This is a genomic window from Chryseobacterium sp. CS2K3 (assembly GCF_059515185.1).
The window spans coordinates 466,565-481,526 of record NZ_JCAKRW010000001.1 but is presented as its reverse complement, the minus strand read 5'-3'; the positions used below and the strand labels follow the sequence as shown (position 1 = coordinate 481,526).

The following is a 14,962-nucleotide window of genomic DNA, read 5'->3' as shown; positions in this document are numbered from 1 at the left end:
GTAGAAGTTTTCCGTCAAATAGAAACTTCCAGCCTCATTCTTCCAGCTTCCAGCCTTAAAAAGCATTCTATTTATTAATCAACCCGAAGATCTTGGCATCTACAAACTTGCCTTTTTCGAAAAAATAATCTCTGAGAGTTCCTTCTTCCAGAAAGCTTAATGAAGTTAAAAGTTTTTCGGAGGAAATGTTGGAAGGGTCAATAAAGGCGTCTACACGATGTAATCTCATGCTTTCAAAACCGTATGTGAGAATAGGAAGAATCGCTTCTTTCATATAAGACTGTCGCCAGAAAAGCGGATTAAGCTCATATCCTATTTCTGCCTTGAAATGTTCCCGATACCAATTGTGATATCCACACGTACCAATCACCTTTTGGTTGGATTTTAATTCTAATGCCCAGCGGAATCCCTTTCCTTTTTCAAACTGACTGTTGAAGTGCTGAATGATTTTTTGTGCATCATCAGTTGTTTTAAAAGCTTCAAGATCATAATATTCCATTACCTGATCTTGAGAAAAATACTCAAATAAATCTTCAGTATCGTTCAATGTAAGCTGTCGTAAAATAAGCCTTTCGGTTTCTAAAACAGGAAATTCCATGGATGTGATTTTATGGTGAAAATACGATTTATTACTGACAAAGAAAAGTTTATTCGGGGATAAACGATGAAACAATTCTCTAACCCTGAATTTATTTTTCTAAATTTGGGGCTCATTTTTTACTATGGCAAAATCGAAGAAGGAAACTCCGTTAATGACTCAGTACAACACCATCAAGGCAAAGTATCCTGATGCGCTTTTACTATTCAGAGTAGGAGATTTTTATGAAACTTTTGGGCAGGATGCAGTGAGAACATCTCAGGTTTTGGGTATTGTTCTTACCAAAAGAAATAATGGAGAAGGAAGTGTAGAGCTTGCCGGCTTTCCGCATCATTCCATAGATTCCTATCTTCCGAAACTGGTAAGAGCCGGGATGAGAGTAGCAATCTGTGATCAGCTCGAAGACCCGAAAATGGTGAAGGGAATTGTGAAAAGAGGAGTTACAGAACTGGTAACACCGGGAGTAACATTCAATGATCAGGTTTTAAATTCCAAGAAGAATAATTTCCTGCTTTCCTTACACAAAGAGAAGGAAAAATACGGAATTGCCTTGGTTGATATTTCAACAGGAGAGTTTCTGGTAAGTGAAGGAAACATTGAGAAGTTACTGCATATTGTAAATACTTTTGATCCCAGCGAAATCATTTTCCAAAGAAGTGTACAGCTTCCTGAACAGATTAAGAATAAAAATGCCTTCAAGCTTGAAGATTGGGCTTTTCAATATAATTTTGCTTACGAAAAACTAACCGGTCATTTTAAAACGAATTCTTTAAAAGGCTTTGGGGTGGAAAATCTTCCTCTTGCGATTACAGCAGCAGGGGCTATTTTTGCCTATCTGGTAGAAGATACCCATCATAACCTGTTGTCTCACATCACAAAACTTCAGGTTATTCCTCAGGAAGATTACCTGATGATGGATAACTTTACCCTAAGGAATCTTGAAATTGTTTACCCAAGCAACCCACAAGGAAAATCTTTATTAGATATCATCGATAAAACATCTACTCCAATGGGAGGAAGGCTATTGAGAAGAAGAATTATTCTTCCTTTAAAGTCTGTGGATGAAATTTCAAGAAGACTTTCCCTGATTGACTTTTTAAATGAAAATGATCATCTGAAATATGAAGTAGGACAACTCCTGAAGTCTATTTCCGATCTTGATCGTTTGATGGGTAAGCTTGCTGCAGAAAAAATATCACCAAAAGAATTGGGGTATTTACGACAAAGTTTAATCAATATCCATAAAATCAAGGCATTATTGCATCCTCATGCTGATGTTTTGGCTTGGCTTGAACCGTTATTTGATCTTGATGAACTCATTAATTTATTACAAAATCGTCTTAATGAAGAACTTCCGGTAAGCATTGCTAAAGGAAATGTTATCAAAGATGGTGTTTCGGAAGAACTGGACAGACTGAGAAACCTTCAGAGCAAAGGACGCGGATTTCTGGATGAAATGTGCCAGAGAGAGATTGAAAGAACAGGCATTTCAAGTCTTAAAATTGATTTTAATAATGTTTTCGGATACTATATTGAAGTTCGAAATACACATAAAGATAAAGTTCCTTCAGACTGGGTAAGAAAACAAACCCTTGTAAATGCTGAACGATATATCACGGAGGAATTAAAAGAATACGAAAACCAGATTCTTGGCGCCGAAGAAAAAATCGGAGTTCTGGAAAACGAATTATACAGAAATGTATGTTCGGAAACGATGGTCTATATTGATCAGATCCAGGGAAACTCCAATATCATTGCACAGCTTGATGTAGCCGCCGGACTGTCTGAATTGGCAGTTTCTGAAAGTTATACCAGACCTATTCTGAATGACGGGTATGCGATTGATTTAAAAGAAGCAAGACACCCGATCATTGAAAATGCCCTTCCGTTGGGAGAAAAGTATATTCCGAATGATATCTTCCTGGATAAAGATTCTCAACAGATCATCATGGTTACAGGACCGAATATGGCGGGTAAGTCTGCAATCCTGCGTCAGACGGCAATTGTATGTCTTTTGGCTCAGATTGGAAGCTTTGTACCTGCAAAGCACGCTGAGATCGGACTGCTGGATAAAATTTTTACAAGAGTAGGGGCTACCGACAATATTTCAGCCGGAGAATCTACCTTCATGGTGGAAATGAATGAGGCTGCTAATATTTTGAACAATATTTCAGAACGAAGTCTTATTCTTTTGGATGAAATAGGGCGTGGAACTTCTACTTATGACGGAGTATCAATAGCCTGGGCTATTGCTGAATATCTTCACCAGCACGCAACACAGGCAAAAACCTTATTTGCCACGCACTACCATGAACTGAACGAAATGACCGTGAATTTTGAACGTGTGAAAAACTTCCATGTTTCTATTCAGGAAAATAAAGGGAATATTATCTTCATGAGAAAACTGATTCCGGGAGGAAGTGAACACAGTTTTGGTATCCATGTTGCAAAGCTGGCAGGAATGCCTTCAAAAGTAGTAAACAGGGCGAATGAAATCCTGAAAACCCTTGAAGCAAGCAGAACGCAGGATGGAGGAACGTCAGAGAACATCAAAAGAGTGACAGAAGAGAATATGCAGCTTTCTTTCTTTCAGCTGGATGATCCGGTTTTAGAAAATATCCGTGAAGAGTTGAAGAAGATTGATATTAATACTTTAACGCCTATTGAAGCTTTAATGAAGCTAAATACGATAAAAAAAATGATTGGAGGATAATCCAATCATTTTTCTTTTTATAAGATCAAACATTTAATTAGCAGCAATAACCATCATTGCCTCTCGGTCCGATGATAAGGAAATGACTTACTCCTCTGAGTTTGCATAAACCTTCTGCACAATTGGCGGCGCCACCGTTAATCTCTTTCAACTCAGTCTTTGTGAGCTTTCTTTTTAAGATGTTGTTTTTCATTTTTGTTTTATTTTTGATTAACAGCAAAGTCCATCCTGGATACCAGGAACCCCTGAACGTTCTTCTCCCGTATAACGGTCTGTACAGCTTATTACTCGTGGGCAGACAGGTCTGAATCCGCCACTGATCTCTTTCAGCTCATTTTTACTAAGCTTTCTTTTTTGATTGTCTGATTTTTTCATAATAATTTTAATTTGGTGAATTAGGTATGTTTAGTGAATGTAATTTATTGTCTTAAGGTGTTTTTTGTGTCAGAGGAACTCCTGTAAAAACAAAAATGATTGAAGATCACTCTTCAACCATTTTCAATATCGTTATTGACTAACAGCAATATCCGTTTTTGTCTCCGGCACCAAGTTGCCATTCTTCAAATTCGCCTGTACGACAGAATCCTTCATAGCAAAGTCTACCGCTTCCGTTGACTTCTTTCAACTCTTTTTTTGTCAGTTTTTTCTTTTGAATGTTTGATGTTCTCATGATAATTTTCTTTTAAATTAAATGTAGATTAGCAGCAACGTCCACCTTCCCCTATAAGACCCGGCTCAAGTAATCCTGAATCACTGATACAGAATCCTGCACGGCATCTTATACCAGCCCCTCCATTAATTTCTTTTAATTCTGTGTTTGTTAATTTTCTTTTTTTGTTTTCTGAATTTTTCATGGTTTTTATATTTAGTTTACACGAATATACAGGAATTTTTTAATAAATCTACAATCTGTGATAAATTTAACAGTTAATTATTCTCTTACTTGTGAAAAACAAGTCCGCTTTTCCTTTTATAGTAAGTGTTTGTTTTGTAAATGGTTATATTTTGTCACTGAAAAAAAAAATCAAATCGTTATTTTTTTGTATTGCCAAACTCAGTTTATAGGATTTTATACTGAATAAATCAAAAATTGTATCTTTCGAATTCATAAAAACCAATCATGAAAAAAATATTTTTAGCATTCTTATTAATTTCACTATCCTCATGTAATAAAGCCGCTAAAGAAAGAGCAGAACAAAGAATTCATGATTCTGTAGCAGTAGTATATCAAGCATATATGGATTCATTATCAATAGTTAAAAGGCGGGATGATTCTATTAAAAAAGTTCAGGAAGAGTTTGACAAAAAGCATCCCAGACCAGCAGGATCAAGATATTGTGTAAATGGAACAATGGTTCATGTTGGAAGAGCTCCTGTGTCTAAATCAAAAACTAAAAATAAATAAACATCCTTACTAAATTTTCAGTGTGAGAATAACTGGGCAGATTTCTGGTTTACAATTATTTATTAAATTTGAATATGAAGAATCTATTAAAAATACTGCTCGTTTTTGTATTCTGTTCGGTTTGTAAAGCACAGCAGACAGATGTATCTGTTTTGAAATATGAAGATCTGGAAAAACGCATTCAGGAAGAAAAGGGCAAGGTTCTTGTGGTTAACTTTTGGGCTACAACCTGTGCTCCCTGTGTAAAGGAACTTCCTCATTTTATGGAAATCAATAATAAATACATGGGAAACTCCAATTTTAAAATGATTTTGGTTTCTCTGGACAGGCTTGTAGATAAAGAAAGAGTATTGAAATTCATTAAAAATAAAAATCTTACCGCTGAGGTTGTTTTGCTGGATGATATTAAAAGGATGAACACATGGATTCCTCGTTTTGAAAAAGACTGGGATGGAAATATTCCGGTCACATTATTTTATAAAGAGGGAGAAAAAGTATACTTCAATGATGGTGAAATGAGCAAGGAAGAGCTTGAAAAAACAATTACTGAAAATTTACAATAACAATATTATGAAAAATCTGAAAATTTTAGCAACTGCGATTATTACCGGGCTGAGTTTGTTAAGCTTTACATCAGTAAATCACGATGGAAATAAACCCCTGAAAGAGAAAACTTCTGTTGCTAAAGGTTACGAAGTAGGAGATGAAGCCACGGATTTTAAGCTTAAAAATATCGATGGTAAAATGGTTTCGCTGAGCGATTTTAAAACAGCCAAGGGATTTATCGTGATATTTACCTGCAATCACTGCCCGTATGCCAAGAAATACGAAGACAGAATTATTGAGCTGGATAAAAAATATAAAAATCAGGGCTATCCTGTAATTGCCATCAATCCTAATGATCCTAATGCACAACCAGAAGACGGCTATAAGCAGATGATTGAAAGAGCTAAGCAGAAAGGGTTTACATTTCCGTATTTAGTAGATGAAGGACAGAAAATTTATCCGCAGTATGGAGCAACCAAAACACCGCATGTATTTATTCTACAAAAAGAAAATGGTAAAAACATCGTAAAATATATCGGGGCTATCGATAATAATTATGACAATCCGAATGATGTATCAGAATACTACGCTCAGGATGCTGTAAATGCCTTGATAAAAGGAGAGCCGGTGAAAACTACAAAAAGTGTTGCCATTGGATGTACAATCAAAGTAAAGAAATAATATATTTGTTCACATAATGATCGGTGTTTTTATAAATGCCGATTTTTTATGCCTGAATTTTAATAAAACAGTAACATGAAGCTCCAGTTTAGCCTGAAATATTTCCTTATCTCGATTTTTATTTTCCTTATCGAGGTTTTAATTGCCACAAAACTAAAGGATATCTTCTTTGTGCGTGCCTATCTTGGAGATGTGATCGTAGTAATGCTTCTCTATACTTTGATTAAAAGTTTTTTCAGGTCAAATAATGAAAAACTTATCCTTGGAATTTTAATTTTTTCCTGCCTCTTGGAATTTGCCCAATACTTTAATATTGCAGAAAAATTAGGCTTCCGAAAGGGAAGCCTGATGTATATTGTTATTGGAAATTCATTTTCCTGGATTGATATATTGTGCTATGCTGCGGGATGTCTGCTGCTTTATTTTTTTGTAAAACTTAATCCGAAGTTTTAATTAAGCAGAAAAACCAAAGGCTGTCTCATTACCGTTCTTACCGGAACTCCATTCTTTTCCCCAGGGATCCATTTTTTATTAATCTTTTTCAATGCTCTCAAAAATTCTTCTTTAACTACATCATTTTGGGAGGATTCTATAGCAAACTGTTTCATTACACCGTCTGTATCTACAATAAAAGTAGCGGTAGCTTCAGCTCTTTTGATGTTTAAGCTGGCAGGAACAGATGTACGGAAATACCTGAGAACCTCTAGCGTGAAGGCTGCATGTCCACCAGGGAATTCAGGATTTTTAAAAGTTTTTACAGAATCAGATGCAGGAATATTTGAAGTGGTTTTTTGAGCTGAAACAGAAGCAGAACAGAGCATTGCAACAGCAAACACTATGGTAAGAAATCCTTGATATAGAATTGAAGTGTGTTTTTTCATAAACAGGTTTTTTATAAACTATTCAAATCCTGTGCTATCAGCCATCCTTCACTCCAGCATGCCTGGAAATTGAAACCTCCGGTTACAGCATCTATATTTAAGACCTCTCCGGCAATATAAAAATTAGGAAGAAGTTTTGAAGACATGTTTTTGAAGTTAATTTCTTTTAAATCAACACCTCCCGCAGTGACAAATTCATCTTTAAAAGTAGATTTCCCTGTAACCTGGAATTTTTTCCTACAAAGATTTTCAAGAATTTTCTGAGCTTCTTTTCCTGAGATATTGGCAACCTGTTTATTCAGGTCCACTTTTGAAATCTCAAGAATTTTCTGCCAGAACCTGTTTGTTACCTCAAATATTTTTGCCTGTCCAATAGTCTTTTTAGGATTACTTTGTTTAAAATTCTGAAAAGTTTCTTCTGCATCATCCATTGCCACAGAAATAAAATTAACCTCTATTTCAAAGTTGTATTTAAGTTTCGCAAGACTTATAGCTTCCCATGCTGAAATCTTCAGAACGGCAGGACCGGAAAGTCCCCAATGGGTAATCAGTAGCGGACCGCTTTCGTCAGTTTTCAGCTTAGGAATAGAAATTCCCGCATTTTCAAAGCTTGTTCCCGGAATGTCTTTTAGCAAATCATCTTTAATATTGAATGTAAAAAGAGAAGGAACAAGATCTACAATCTTATGTCCCAGATTTTCAATGATTTTCAACGATTTCGGAGAGCTTCCCGTCGTATAAACGATATAGTCTGCTTCAAAATCACCGGAATTCGTTCTTACGATATATCTTTCATCCTGTTTTTCAATCTCTTTTACCGTACATTTTGTTTTTACGGTTACGTTTTTCTTCTGGGTTTCATTCAAAAAAGTATTGATGATGGTCTGCGAAGAATTGCTTTCCGGAAAAGTTCTGTTGTCGTTTTCTATTTTTAACGGAACATTTCGCTGATCAAACCATTCCATGGTATCTCCCGGCTGAAACTTTGTGAAAACACTTAGCAGCTCCTTGTTTCCGCGCGGATAAAACTGCACCAGCTCCCTTGGATCGAAGCAGGCGTGCGTAACATTGCATCGTCCTCCTCCGGAAATTTTCACTTTCTGAAGAACATCAGAATTCTGTTCTAAAATCGTAATTGTATATTTCTTTTCGTCAAGGTTGGATGCGCAGAAAAAGCCTGCAGCACCACCTCCGATAATAATGATCTGTTTCATGTATAGGGGTAATCTTATGCTGAAGATTATTTTTTCAAAAGTACAATTTTTATAAACCATCTTATTTGAGTATTTTTGAAGATTATTATTTTAATATTACCAAAAACGATTTTCATATGATTTTCTACCATAAATTTGAAGTGCGATGGAGCGACCTTGATGCTAACAAGCACTTAGCCAATTCATCATATGTACAATATTGTGCACAAGCCAGAATGGCTTTTATGACTAAAGAGAAAATGGGAGTTACCCAGTTGAGCAGATGGGGAATCGGTCCTGTTATTCTTCACGAAAGGTATTCTTTCTTTAAAGAGATCTATGCAGATCAGACGGTAATTGTAAGTGTAGAGATAGACGGATGTTCGGAAGATTCATCTATTTATCGTTTTGTTCATAAGTTCTATACACCGGACGGAGTACATTGTGCTACTTCTGAAGCAACAGGAGTATGGATCGATATGATGCTTAGAAAAATGACGACTCCACCGGATGATGTAGTGGAAGCAATGAATAAATATAAAAGCCCGGAAACGGTGGTATTATCAAAAGAAGATTTTAAAAAACTTCCTTTCCACCCACATAATATTGATCCGGCAGAATTTACCAAGTAATTCAGAGTTTAAAGTTCAGGGTTCAATGTTATGAAAGACTTCAGGTCATGAATACGTTTTACATTGTACATTAATACAACAAAAATATGTTTGAAGATAAATCGCAGGAGCTTACGCCCATATCAAAATTAGGAGAATTCGGTCTTATAAAACACTTGACGGAACATTTTCCATTATCCAATGACTCTTCAGTGCTTGGAGTAGGAGATGACGCGGCAGTTATTAATCCTGGCAATAAAAAAGTGGTTCTTACGACTGATGTTTTGGCAGAAGGGGTACATTTTAACCTAGGTTATGTTCCTTTAAAGCATTTAGGCTATAAAGCCGTAGTGGTAAACCTGAGTGATATCGCAGCAATGAATGCTGTTCCTACACAGATTTTGGTTTCTCTTGCCGTTTCCAACCGTTTTCCGGTGGAAGCTTTAGAAGAAATCTATGCAGGAATTCAGGCAGCTTGTACAAGATATAAAGTAGATCTTATCGGAGGCGATACTACCAGTTCCAATGCCGGATTGGTAATGAGCATCACCGCCGTAGGAATTGAAGCTGAAGAAAATATTGTGAAGAGAAGTGGTGCGAAACCCAATGATCTTCTTGTGGTTACAGGAGATTTAGGAGGAGCATACATGGGACTTCAGATACTGGAAAGAGAACATGCAGTATATCTTGCCAACCCGAATATGCAACCGGAAATGGAAGGCTACGATTATATTCTGGAGAGACAGCTGAAACCTGAAGCAAGAACAGATGTTAAAAAAATTCTGGAAGAGCTGGATATCAAACCAACTTCTATGATTGATATTTCAGATGGTTTAGCTTCTGAAATTCTTCACCTTTCTGACCAGTCGAAAGTAGGATTCAGATTGTATGAAGAAAAAGTACCATTAGATAGTCTTACCATCTCTACAGCGGATGAAATGAACTTAAACCCTGTAGTGACTGCATTAAGTGGTGGTGAAGATTATGAATTGCTATTCACGATTTCACCAAATGATTTTGATAAAATTAAAAATCATCCGGATTTTACCATCATTGGACATGCGGTAGACAAAGAAGAAGGAAACTTCATGGTCGCAAGAGGATCCAATCAGCTAGTGGCTCTTACAGCTCAGGGTTGGGATGCTTTTTTAAACCAATAAACCGAAAAATTATATTTAATTTTAAATATTGTAGAAAACCGCAGCACTTTTTTTGCTGTGGTTTTTGTTTATAGCCCAACGATTTTATAAAATAGTAATGATTACTCCAGAAAAAGAAATTCCGGTTCACCATCTTACCTCTGAAGAATTTCAGATGAGTACTCTGAGTGCAGCAGGACCAGAGAACTTTCATGACGTTCACAGGCATAATTTTTTTGAAATTATATGGTTCAGGGAAGTGTATGAATACAGCCATCTGGAACTGGATTTTGAAAGTTATAAGCTTGATAACAATCAAATCTGCATCATTGCACCGGGACAGGCTTTCAATATGAAAATAGAAGGAGAAGAGGGATATGCAATGGCTATAAGCCGTGAAATATTCACAGAAGCCTGTGATATAGAATCGGTACTTACAGGAGGCGAACTTCCATTTTTTTTAAATCCTGACAATGAAAAAACCTGCAGCACAATCATATCATTAATAGAACAGGAATATAAAGGTGCAGCCAGAACCGAACTTTTAAAGGCATATTTGAAAGCATTCTGTATCATCATTGGCGAACAAATTAAGACCAAAGAGCCTTTATTTAATGACCGCCAACGTATTCAGGAACTGGTAGGGCTTATTGAGAAGCATTATATTGTGCATAAAGAAACCAGCTTCTACGCTGAAAAATTAAAAATAACCACCCATCATCTTAATGATATTCTACGCCTTTTAAGAGGAACCACGGTCAAAAAAATGATTTCGCAACGTCTTATCCTAGAAGCTAAAAGAGAACTCAGCTTTGGAGCGCTTACTGTGAAGGAAATTGCTTTCAAACTAGGTTTTAACGATACTTCATATTTTTCAAGATTTTTCAAAAAACATACAGGGCAAACACCGGATTATTTTAAGAATAATGAAAAAAGATAATCTTCAATATTTACATTGTTGAAGGTTTAAAATTGATAAATTTCATCTTTTTTAAGGTATTAATCTTCACTTTGTCCTATACTTCCTTCAGTTGTTTTATTGTAAGCATTTACTTTTTAAGGCAATTTTGCACCCTGAAAAAAATCGCCTGCAGAGGCTTACAATTTATGAAGAAGTTAGGTATTGTAGTGTTTATTCTGGCACTGCTCAACACATTAGAATCGTTAAGTATAGATCTTTATCTCCCCGCTTTCCCAAGTATGGCAGAAATTTTTAATACCGATATAGGGCATATCCAGGTATCTATTTCAGTTTTCTTTGCCGGGTTTGCATTCGGACAATTATTGTGGGGACCTTTGTCTGATAAAACAGGTCGTAAACCCATGTTATACTGCGGGCTTTTCCTTTTTATTGTAGGAGCTGCAGCCATTTATTTTACCTCAAATATTTATGTTTTATGGGCAATGCGTTTTCTTCAGGCATTCGGAGGAAGTGCAGGAATCGTTATCGGTAGAGCAATTATCATAGATCTTTATGATAAACAAAAATCAGTGGCTATATTTTCTCAGCAGACTCAGATCAGTGGAGTGGCACCCATTATTGCTCCATTATTGGGGAGTGTGTTTCTTAAATACTGGGGCTGGAACAGTTCTTTTGCCTTTCTGGTAATACTAGGGATCATTACATTTATTCTCGTATATAAATGCGTTCCTGAAACCAATGCAAGATTACTATCCAAAGATGAAAACACGGAAGAAAGAACAAACCTGATGGAGCAGCTTAAAGTAATTATTGCCAATAAAGACTTTATAAGCAATACCATGGTAGGAAGTGTTGCTTTTGCATCGTTGATTATTTATATCTCCAATGCTCCATTTCTTTTTATGGAATTACACGGTTTTTCCAGTGAAGTTTTCGGGCTTATATTTGCCTTCAATTCTGTAGCATTGATTCTGGCGGCTTATATTACTCCGAGACTAATTAAAAGAATTGAAGAAACCAGATTAAAATTTATAGCTACGGTTATCCTGTTCTCTGCATGCTGTCTGCATATTCTGGTATCGATGTATCAGTTATCAGTAGGATTGGAAATTATACTGCTGCATATTTCATTGCTGGCAATAGGAATTTTGTTCCCGATTACGTCTGCTCACGCTTTATCATCATTTAAAGAAGGACGTGGTACTGCAGCAGCATTGATGGGCTTTATGCAGCTTATGGTTACCTTTATTATTTCCGGAATTGTAGGATTAATGGAAGCTCAATCTATCATTCCGATGGTAGCAACAAGAGCTTTAATTGCCGTCCTTGCGGTATGGTTTGCTTACCGTTCACTGAGAAGTATCAGAGCATTTGCTTAGATATTCAGAAATACTTAAAAACATTATCCTCTTACTTTATCTGTTGGTCATCATAGATCTGCACTTAATCAAGTAATTTTTGTGAAAAACCGTCAAAGGACTCTCTTTGCATAAAATTTAGAATATGAAAAGAAACCTTTTGACGGCTTTTTGCTGTCTGCTGCCGTTGGGCTACTGGGTGAGTGCACAATCAGGAATCTCTGCGGAACTTAAAACCGAATATATTCCTTCATCCAATTATATACGTCCTGAAGATAGCCTTAAAACAGATTCCAAAAGCGATTTTAAAAGAGCAACGCTGAATTTGAGTATCCCGTTATCTTTAAAGAAAGACAGTGCCGGAAGGGTAAAAGCATGGTCTATGCTGCTTAGTGGATCTTATGCAAAAATGTCTCACAAAAACTACGAAACACCGTTGTTTCCTGATCAATTGCTGAATGCCCAGGTCGGTTTACAACATATACGTCCGTTGGGAAAAAAGTGGAGTATGATGATGATGGCGTCTGTGGGATTGTATACTGATCTTGAAAAGATAAGCTCTGATGATATTTTGGGACAGGGAGGAGTTTTATTTATCAGGCATTTTAATCCTAATCTTGCTTTAGGGGCAGGACCGGTGCTTACTACTGCGTTTGGACCGCCAATGGTTTTACCCTGGATTTATTTTGACTGGAAAACAAATGGAAAAGTGAAATTTAAACTTAATTTTCCGGAAGGAGCTGAAGCAGGATATGAATTCTCGGATGTTCTTACTTTAAAAGCGGTAGTCAACCTTAGTGGAATGGTGGTAGAGAGAAATAAGGACGGAAAATCTACCATGTTTGGTTATCAGCAGATTACGGCTGGGCTCAGACCGGAGATAAAGCTTTCAGATAAACTGAGCTTAGGAGTTACAGGAGGTTCAACTCTGGTCAGGAGCTTTAATGAAAGTGAAAGAAAGATCAAAAGCATTTTTAAAGATCAAAAAATGGCAGATCCGAAGTTTTCCAGTACTTTCTACTTAGCAGTTTCTTTACGTTGGAACCTGCCATAATATAATGAGGAAAGAAGCTGGAGTGTTTTTGAGATATTTTTTAATTTCAGAAATTTCCCCGCCCATTCTCCGGCTTCCCTCTTTTATTTACTGATCAGTTTTTTATATACTACCTGATTTAATAGTTCTTCTTTTCGGGTACGGGAAATAGGAAGCTCAGTTTTATTAATGTATAAACGCCCTCCGGATATCATATCAATATGAGTGATATTGATCAGAAAAGACTTATGAATCCTGAAGAAATGTTCAGAAGGCAATGATTCTTCAATGGCTTTCATTGTCTGATGTATAATCAGAGATTTATCCTTAAAATGCAGCTTGGTATAGTTCTGCATACTCTCAATATATAAAATATCAACCCAGGAAACCTTAATAAATGTATCAGATTGCCTTACATACAGAAAAGGATCATCCAAAGGTGTGTTTTTTCTTAGTTTCTCACTGATAATAAACTGTTGCTGCGCTTTATTCACAGCCTGATAAAAACGATTGAAGGCAATAGGTTTCAAAAGATAATCTACCACCTGAAGACGAAATCCTTCCAAAGCATACTCTGAATAAGCTGTAGTAAAAATACACAGAGGCGGATTTTCCAGCTGTTCAAAAAAATCTATTCCATTGAGATAAGGCATATTGATATCCAGAAAAAGAAGATCTATTTCTTTCTCTTTTACAATAGCATCAGCTTCCAGCGCCGTGGCACACGTTCCTTCCACCGATAAAAAATCAATCTGACCGGCAAGCTCTTTAAGATGGAATCTGGCTAACGGTTCATCATCTATGATCAGACATTTCATTTTAGGGATACTACTGCTCATTTTCCGATAGTTTTAAGGTTAAAGTAACTTTATAGACAAGGTTTTCAGACTCAATTTTCAAATCATAAGCATCAGGATACTGTAACTTCAGACGCTTTTTTACATTTTGCAGACCGATTCCTCCGTCTTTCTTTTTATCAACTGCTATATCTGAATAAGAATTTTCAACATAAAAGAAGAGATTATTGTTTTCTTCCTTACATAAGATCTTTACATAACCGATCTGCCCCGGAAGCCTACATACATATTTAAAAGCATTTTCAATAAAAGGAACCAGTAGCAGAGGAGCAATTAAAGCCTTTGTATTGCTGATTTTAAGGGTAGCATTTACATTAAGCTCATTCCCCCATCGTAGTTTTTCTACCTCTACCAGATTTTGAAGATATTCAGTTTCTTTGTCTAGAGGAACCAGATTTTGATTGCAATGATAAAGCTGGTAGCGTAAAATATCTGAAAACTTCATCAATAAAAAATCAGCAAGCTGAGGGTCCGTTTTTATGAGAATATGAATGTGATTCAGAATATTAAATACCAGGTGTGGGTTCATCTGATCCTGAAGCAGCTTAAGCTGATTTTCCAGATGGGCTTGCTGAAGGAGGATATGATCTCTTTCTATTCTTTCATGCTCAAGGTAAAACTTAATACCGCAGGTAGCCACACTTATCATAAAAGCCGCAGGAATAGCCATGTAAAATCCCTGCCATAAAATGGGCAAATGATCATAGAAACTGGGCGGCAGATCCACTGTAGGAGCAACCTGAAGATACGTGAAAATGATAGAGTAAATAACACTTAGAATTAAAATATTCACTGTTGCCTGTACCAGGAAAATTTTCATTCTTTTTGTCCTTAATGCCTTAGGAAGAAGCTTTTGGGCAAGATGATAGGTGAAAATAAAAGAAGTTATTACAATAGCTATCGTCTGAAGTACAGCAATAACCCGATCTGTGTTTGCCTGAAAATTAATCCATATTACAACAGCAAAAATACACCAGAAGCTGAGGTAAAAAATATATTCTTTGAAAACAATAGGTTTTGTCATG

The 14,962-nt window shown here is 36.3% G+C and carries 19 protein-coding genes; 10 read left to right on the top strand and 9 right to left on the bottom strand.

The window, feature by feature from the left end; translation table 11 throughout:
- Window positions 1-67 precede the first annotated feature (67 nt).
- Window positions 68-598 (bottom strand): GNAT family N-acetyltransferase, encoded by a 531-nt coding sequence (locus tag AC5YGG_RS02230; RefSeq protein ID WP_496142781.1) that lies wholly within the window; start codon window positions 596-598, stop codon window positions 68-70.
- A gap of 124 nt (window positions 599-722) precedes the next feature.
- Here AC5YGG_RS02230 and mutS point away from each other — a divergent pair, with 124 nt between their 5' ends.
- Window positions 723-3,311 carry a DNA mismatch repair protein MutS gene (mutS, locus tag AC5YGG_RS02225; protein ID WP_496142780.1) on the top strand — a complete coding sequence of 863 codons (2,589 nt, stop codon included), beginning with the start codon at window positions 723-725 and terminating at the stop codon, window positions 3,309-3,311.
- Window positions 3,312-3,348: 37 nt separating this feature from the next.
- On the opposite strand, the gene AC5YGG_RS02220 is transcribed toward mutS, so the two are convergent.
- The 4 genes from AC5YGG_RS02220 to AC5YGG_RS02205 all read right to left on the bottom strand — a co-directional run bounded on the left by AC5YGG_RS02220 (window position 3,349) and on the right by AC5YGG_RS02205 (window position 4,165).
- Entirely contained in the window at window positions 3,349-3,504 is a 156-nt protein-coding gene (locus AC5YGG_RS02220; RefSeq protein ID WP_496142779.1) for a hypothetical protein, read from the bottom strand.
- Window positions 3,505-3,521: 17 nt separating this feature from the next.
- The gene (locus AC5YGG_RS02215; RefSeq protein WP_496142778.1) at window positions 3,522-3,686 is read right to left on the bottom strand and encodes a bacteriocin; all 165 of its coding nucleotides are present in this window, start codon (window positions 3,684-3,686) and stop codon (window positions 3,522-3,524) included.
- Between the two features lie 139 nt (window positions 3,687-3,825).
- Window positions 3,826-3,981, bottom strand: coding sequence for a hypothetical protein (locus AC5YGG_RS02210; RefSeq protein WP_496142777.1), 156 nt, complete (start codon window positions 3,979-3,981; stop codon window positions 3,826-3,828).
- Window positions 3,982-4,009: 28 nt separating this feature from the next.
- Window positions 4,010-4,165 carry a hypothetical protein gene (locus tag AC5YGG_RS02205; RefSeq protein ID WP_496142776.1) on the bottom strand — a complete coding sequence of 52 codons (156 nt, stop codon included), beginning with the start codon at window positions 4,163-4,165 and terminating at the stop codon, window positions 4,010-4,012.
- 266 nt (window positions 4,166-4,431) lie between these two features.
- On the opposite strand from AC5YGG_RS02205, the gene AC5YGG_RS02200 reads away from it, so the two are divergent.
- The 4 genes from AC5YGG_RS02200 (at window position 4,432) to AC5YGG_RS02185 (ending at window position 6,396) form a co-directional block, all read left to right on the top strand.
- A complete protein-coding gene (locus AC5YGG_RS02200) occupies window positions 4,432-4,716 on the top strand; it encodes a hypothetical protein (protein WP_496142775.1) in 285 nt (94 codons plus the stop codon).
- Window positions 4,717-4,790: 74 nt separating this feature from the next.
- Window positions 4,791-5,279 (top strand): TlpA family protein disulfide reductase, encoded by a 489-nt coding sequence (locus AC5YGG_RS02195; RefSeq protein ID WP_496142774.1) that lies wholly within the window; start codon window positions 4,791-4,793, stop codon window positions 5,277-5,279.
- Window positions 5,280-5,286: 7 nt separating this feature from the next.
- On the top strand, window positions 5,287-5,943 hold the full coding sequence (locus AC5YGG_RS02190) for a thioredoxin family protein (protein WP_496142773.1): 657 nt from the start codon (window positions 5,287-5,289) through the stop codon (window positions 5,941-5,943).
- A gap of 75 nt (window positions 5,944-6,018) precedes the next feature.
- Entirely contained in the window at window positions 6,019-6,396 is a 378-nt protein-coding gene (locus AC5YGG_RS02185; protein WP_496142772.1) for a ribosomal maturation YjgA family protein, read from the top strand.
- Here the strand turns inward: AC5YGG_RS02185 and AC5YGG_RS02180 are convergent.
- Both AC5YGG_RS02180 and AC5YGG_RS02175 read right to left on the bottom strand, forming a co-directional pair.
- Window positions 6,393-6,824, bottom strand: a complete 432-nt coding sequence (locus AC5YGG_RS02180) for an energy transducer TonB (RefSeq protein ID WP_496142771.1) — start codon at window positions 6,822-6,824, stop codon at window positions 6,393-6,395. The genes AC5YGG_RS02185 and AC5YGG_RS02180 overlap by 4 nt on opposite strands.
- An 11-nt stretch (window positions 6,825-6,835) precedes the next feature.
- Window positions 6,836-8,038 carry a BaiN/RdsA family NAD(P)/FAD-dependent oxidoreductase gene (locus AC5YGG_RS02175; RefSeq protein ID WP_496142770.1) on the bottom strand — a complete coding sequence of 401 codons (1,203 nt, stop codon included), beginning with the start codon at window positions 8,036-8,038 and terminating at the stop codon, window positions 6,836-6,838.
- 116 nt (window positions 8,039-8,154) lie between these two features.
- On the opposite strand from AC5YGG_RS02175, the gene AC5YGG_RS02170 reads away from it, so the two are divergent.
- From AC5YGG_RS02170 to AC5YGG_RS02150, 5 genes are all read left to right on the top strand, one after another.
- Window positions 8,155-8,649 (top strand): acyl-CoA thioesterase, encoded by a 495-nt coding sequence (locus AC5YGG_RS02170; protein WP_066690256.1) that lies wholly within the window; start codon window positions 8,155-8,157, stop codon window positions 8,647-8,649.
- Window positions 8,650-8,735: 86 nt separating this feature from the next.
- Entirely contained in the window at window positions 8,736-9,788 is a 1,053-nt protein-coding gene (gene thiL / locus AC5YGG_RS02165) for a thiamine-phosphate kinase (RefSeq protein WP_496142769.1), read from the top strand.
- Between the two features lie 97 nt (window positions 9,789-9,885).
- Window positions 9,886-10,707 carry a helix-turn-helix domain-containing protein gene (locus tag AC5YGG_RS02160; protein WP_496142768.1) on the top strand — a complete coding sequence of 274 codons (822 nt, stop codon included), beginning with the start codon at window positions 9,886-9,888 and terminating at the stop codon, window positions 10,705-10,707.
- A 167-nt stretch (window positions 10,708-10,874) separates the two neighbouring features.
- On the top strand, window positions 10,875-12,068 hold the full coding sequence (locus AC5YGG_RS02155) for a multidrug effflux MFS transporter (RefSeq protein WP_496142767.1): 1,194 nt from the start codon (window positions 10,875-10,877) through the stop codon (window positions 12,066-12,068).
- A 124-nt stretch (window positions 12,069-12,192) separates the two neighbouring features.
- Window positions 12,193-13,101 (top strand): DUF6268 family outer membrane beta-barrel protein, encoded by a 909-nt coding sequence (locus tag AC5YGG_RS02150; protein WP_496142766.1) that lies wholly within the window; start codon window positions 12,193-12,195, stop codon window positions 13,099-13,101.
- A gap of 83 nt (window positions 13,102-13,184) precedes the next feature.
- On the opposite strand, the gene AC5YGG_RS02145 is transcribed toward AC5YGG_RS02150, so the two are convergent.
- Window positions 13,185-13,919, bottom strand: coding sequence for a LytR/AlgR family response regulator transcription factor (locus AC5YGG_RS02145; protein ID WP_496142765.1), 735 nt, complete (start codon window positions 13,917-13,919; stop codon window positions 13,185-13,187).
- Window positions 13,909-14,961, bottom strand: coding sequence for a sensor histidine kinase (locus AC5YGG_RS02140; RefSeq protein WP_496142764.1), 1,053 nt, complete (start codon window positions 14,959-14,961; stop codon window positions 13,909-13,911). Before AC5YGG_RS02140 ends, AC5YGG_RS02145 begins: the two co-directional genes overlap by 11 nt.
- Between the last annotated feature and the right edge of the window lies 1 nt (window position 14,962).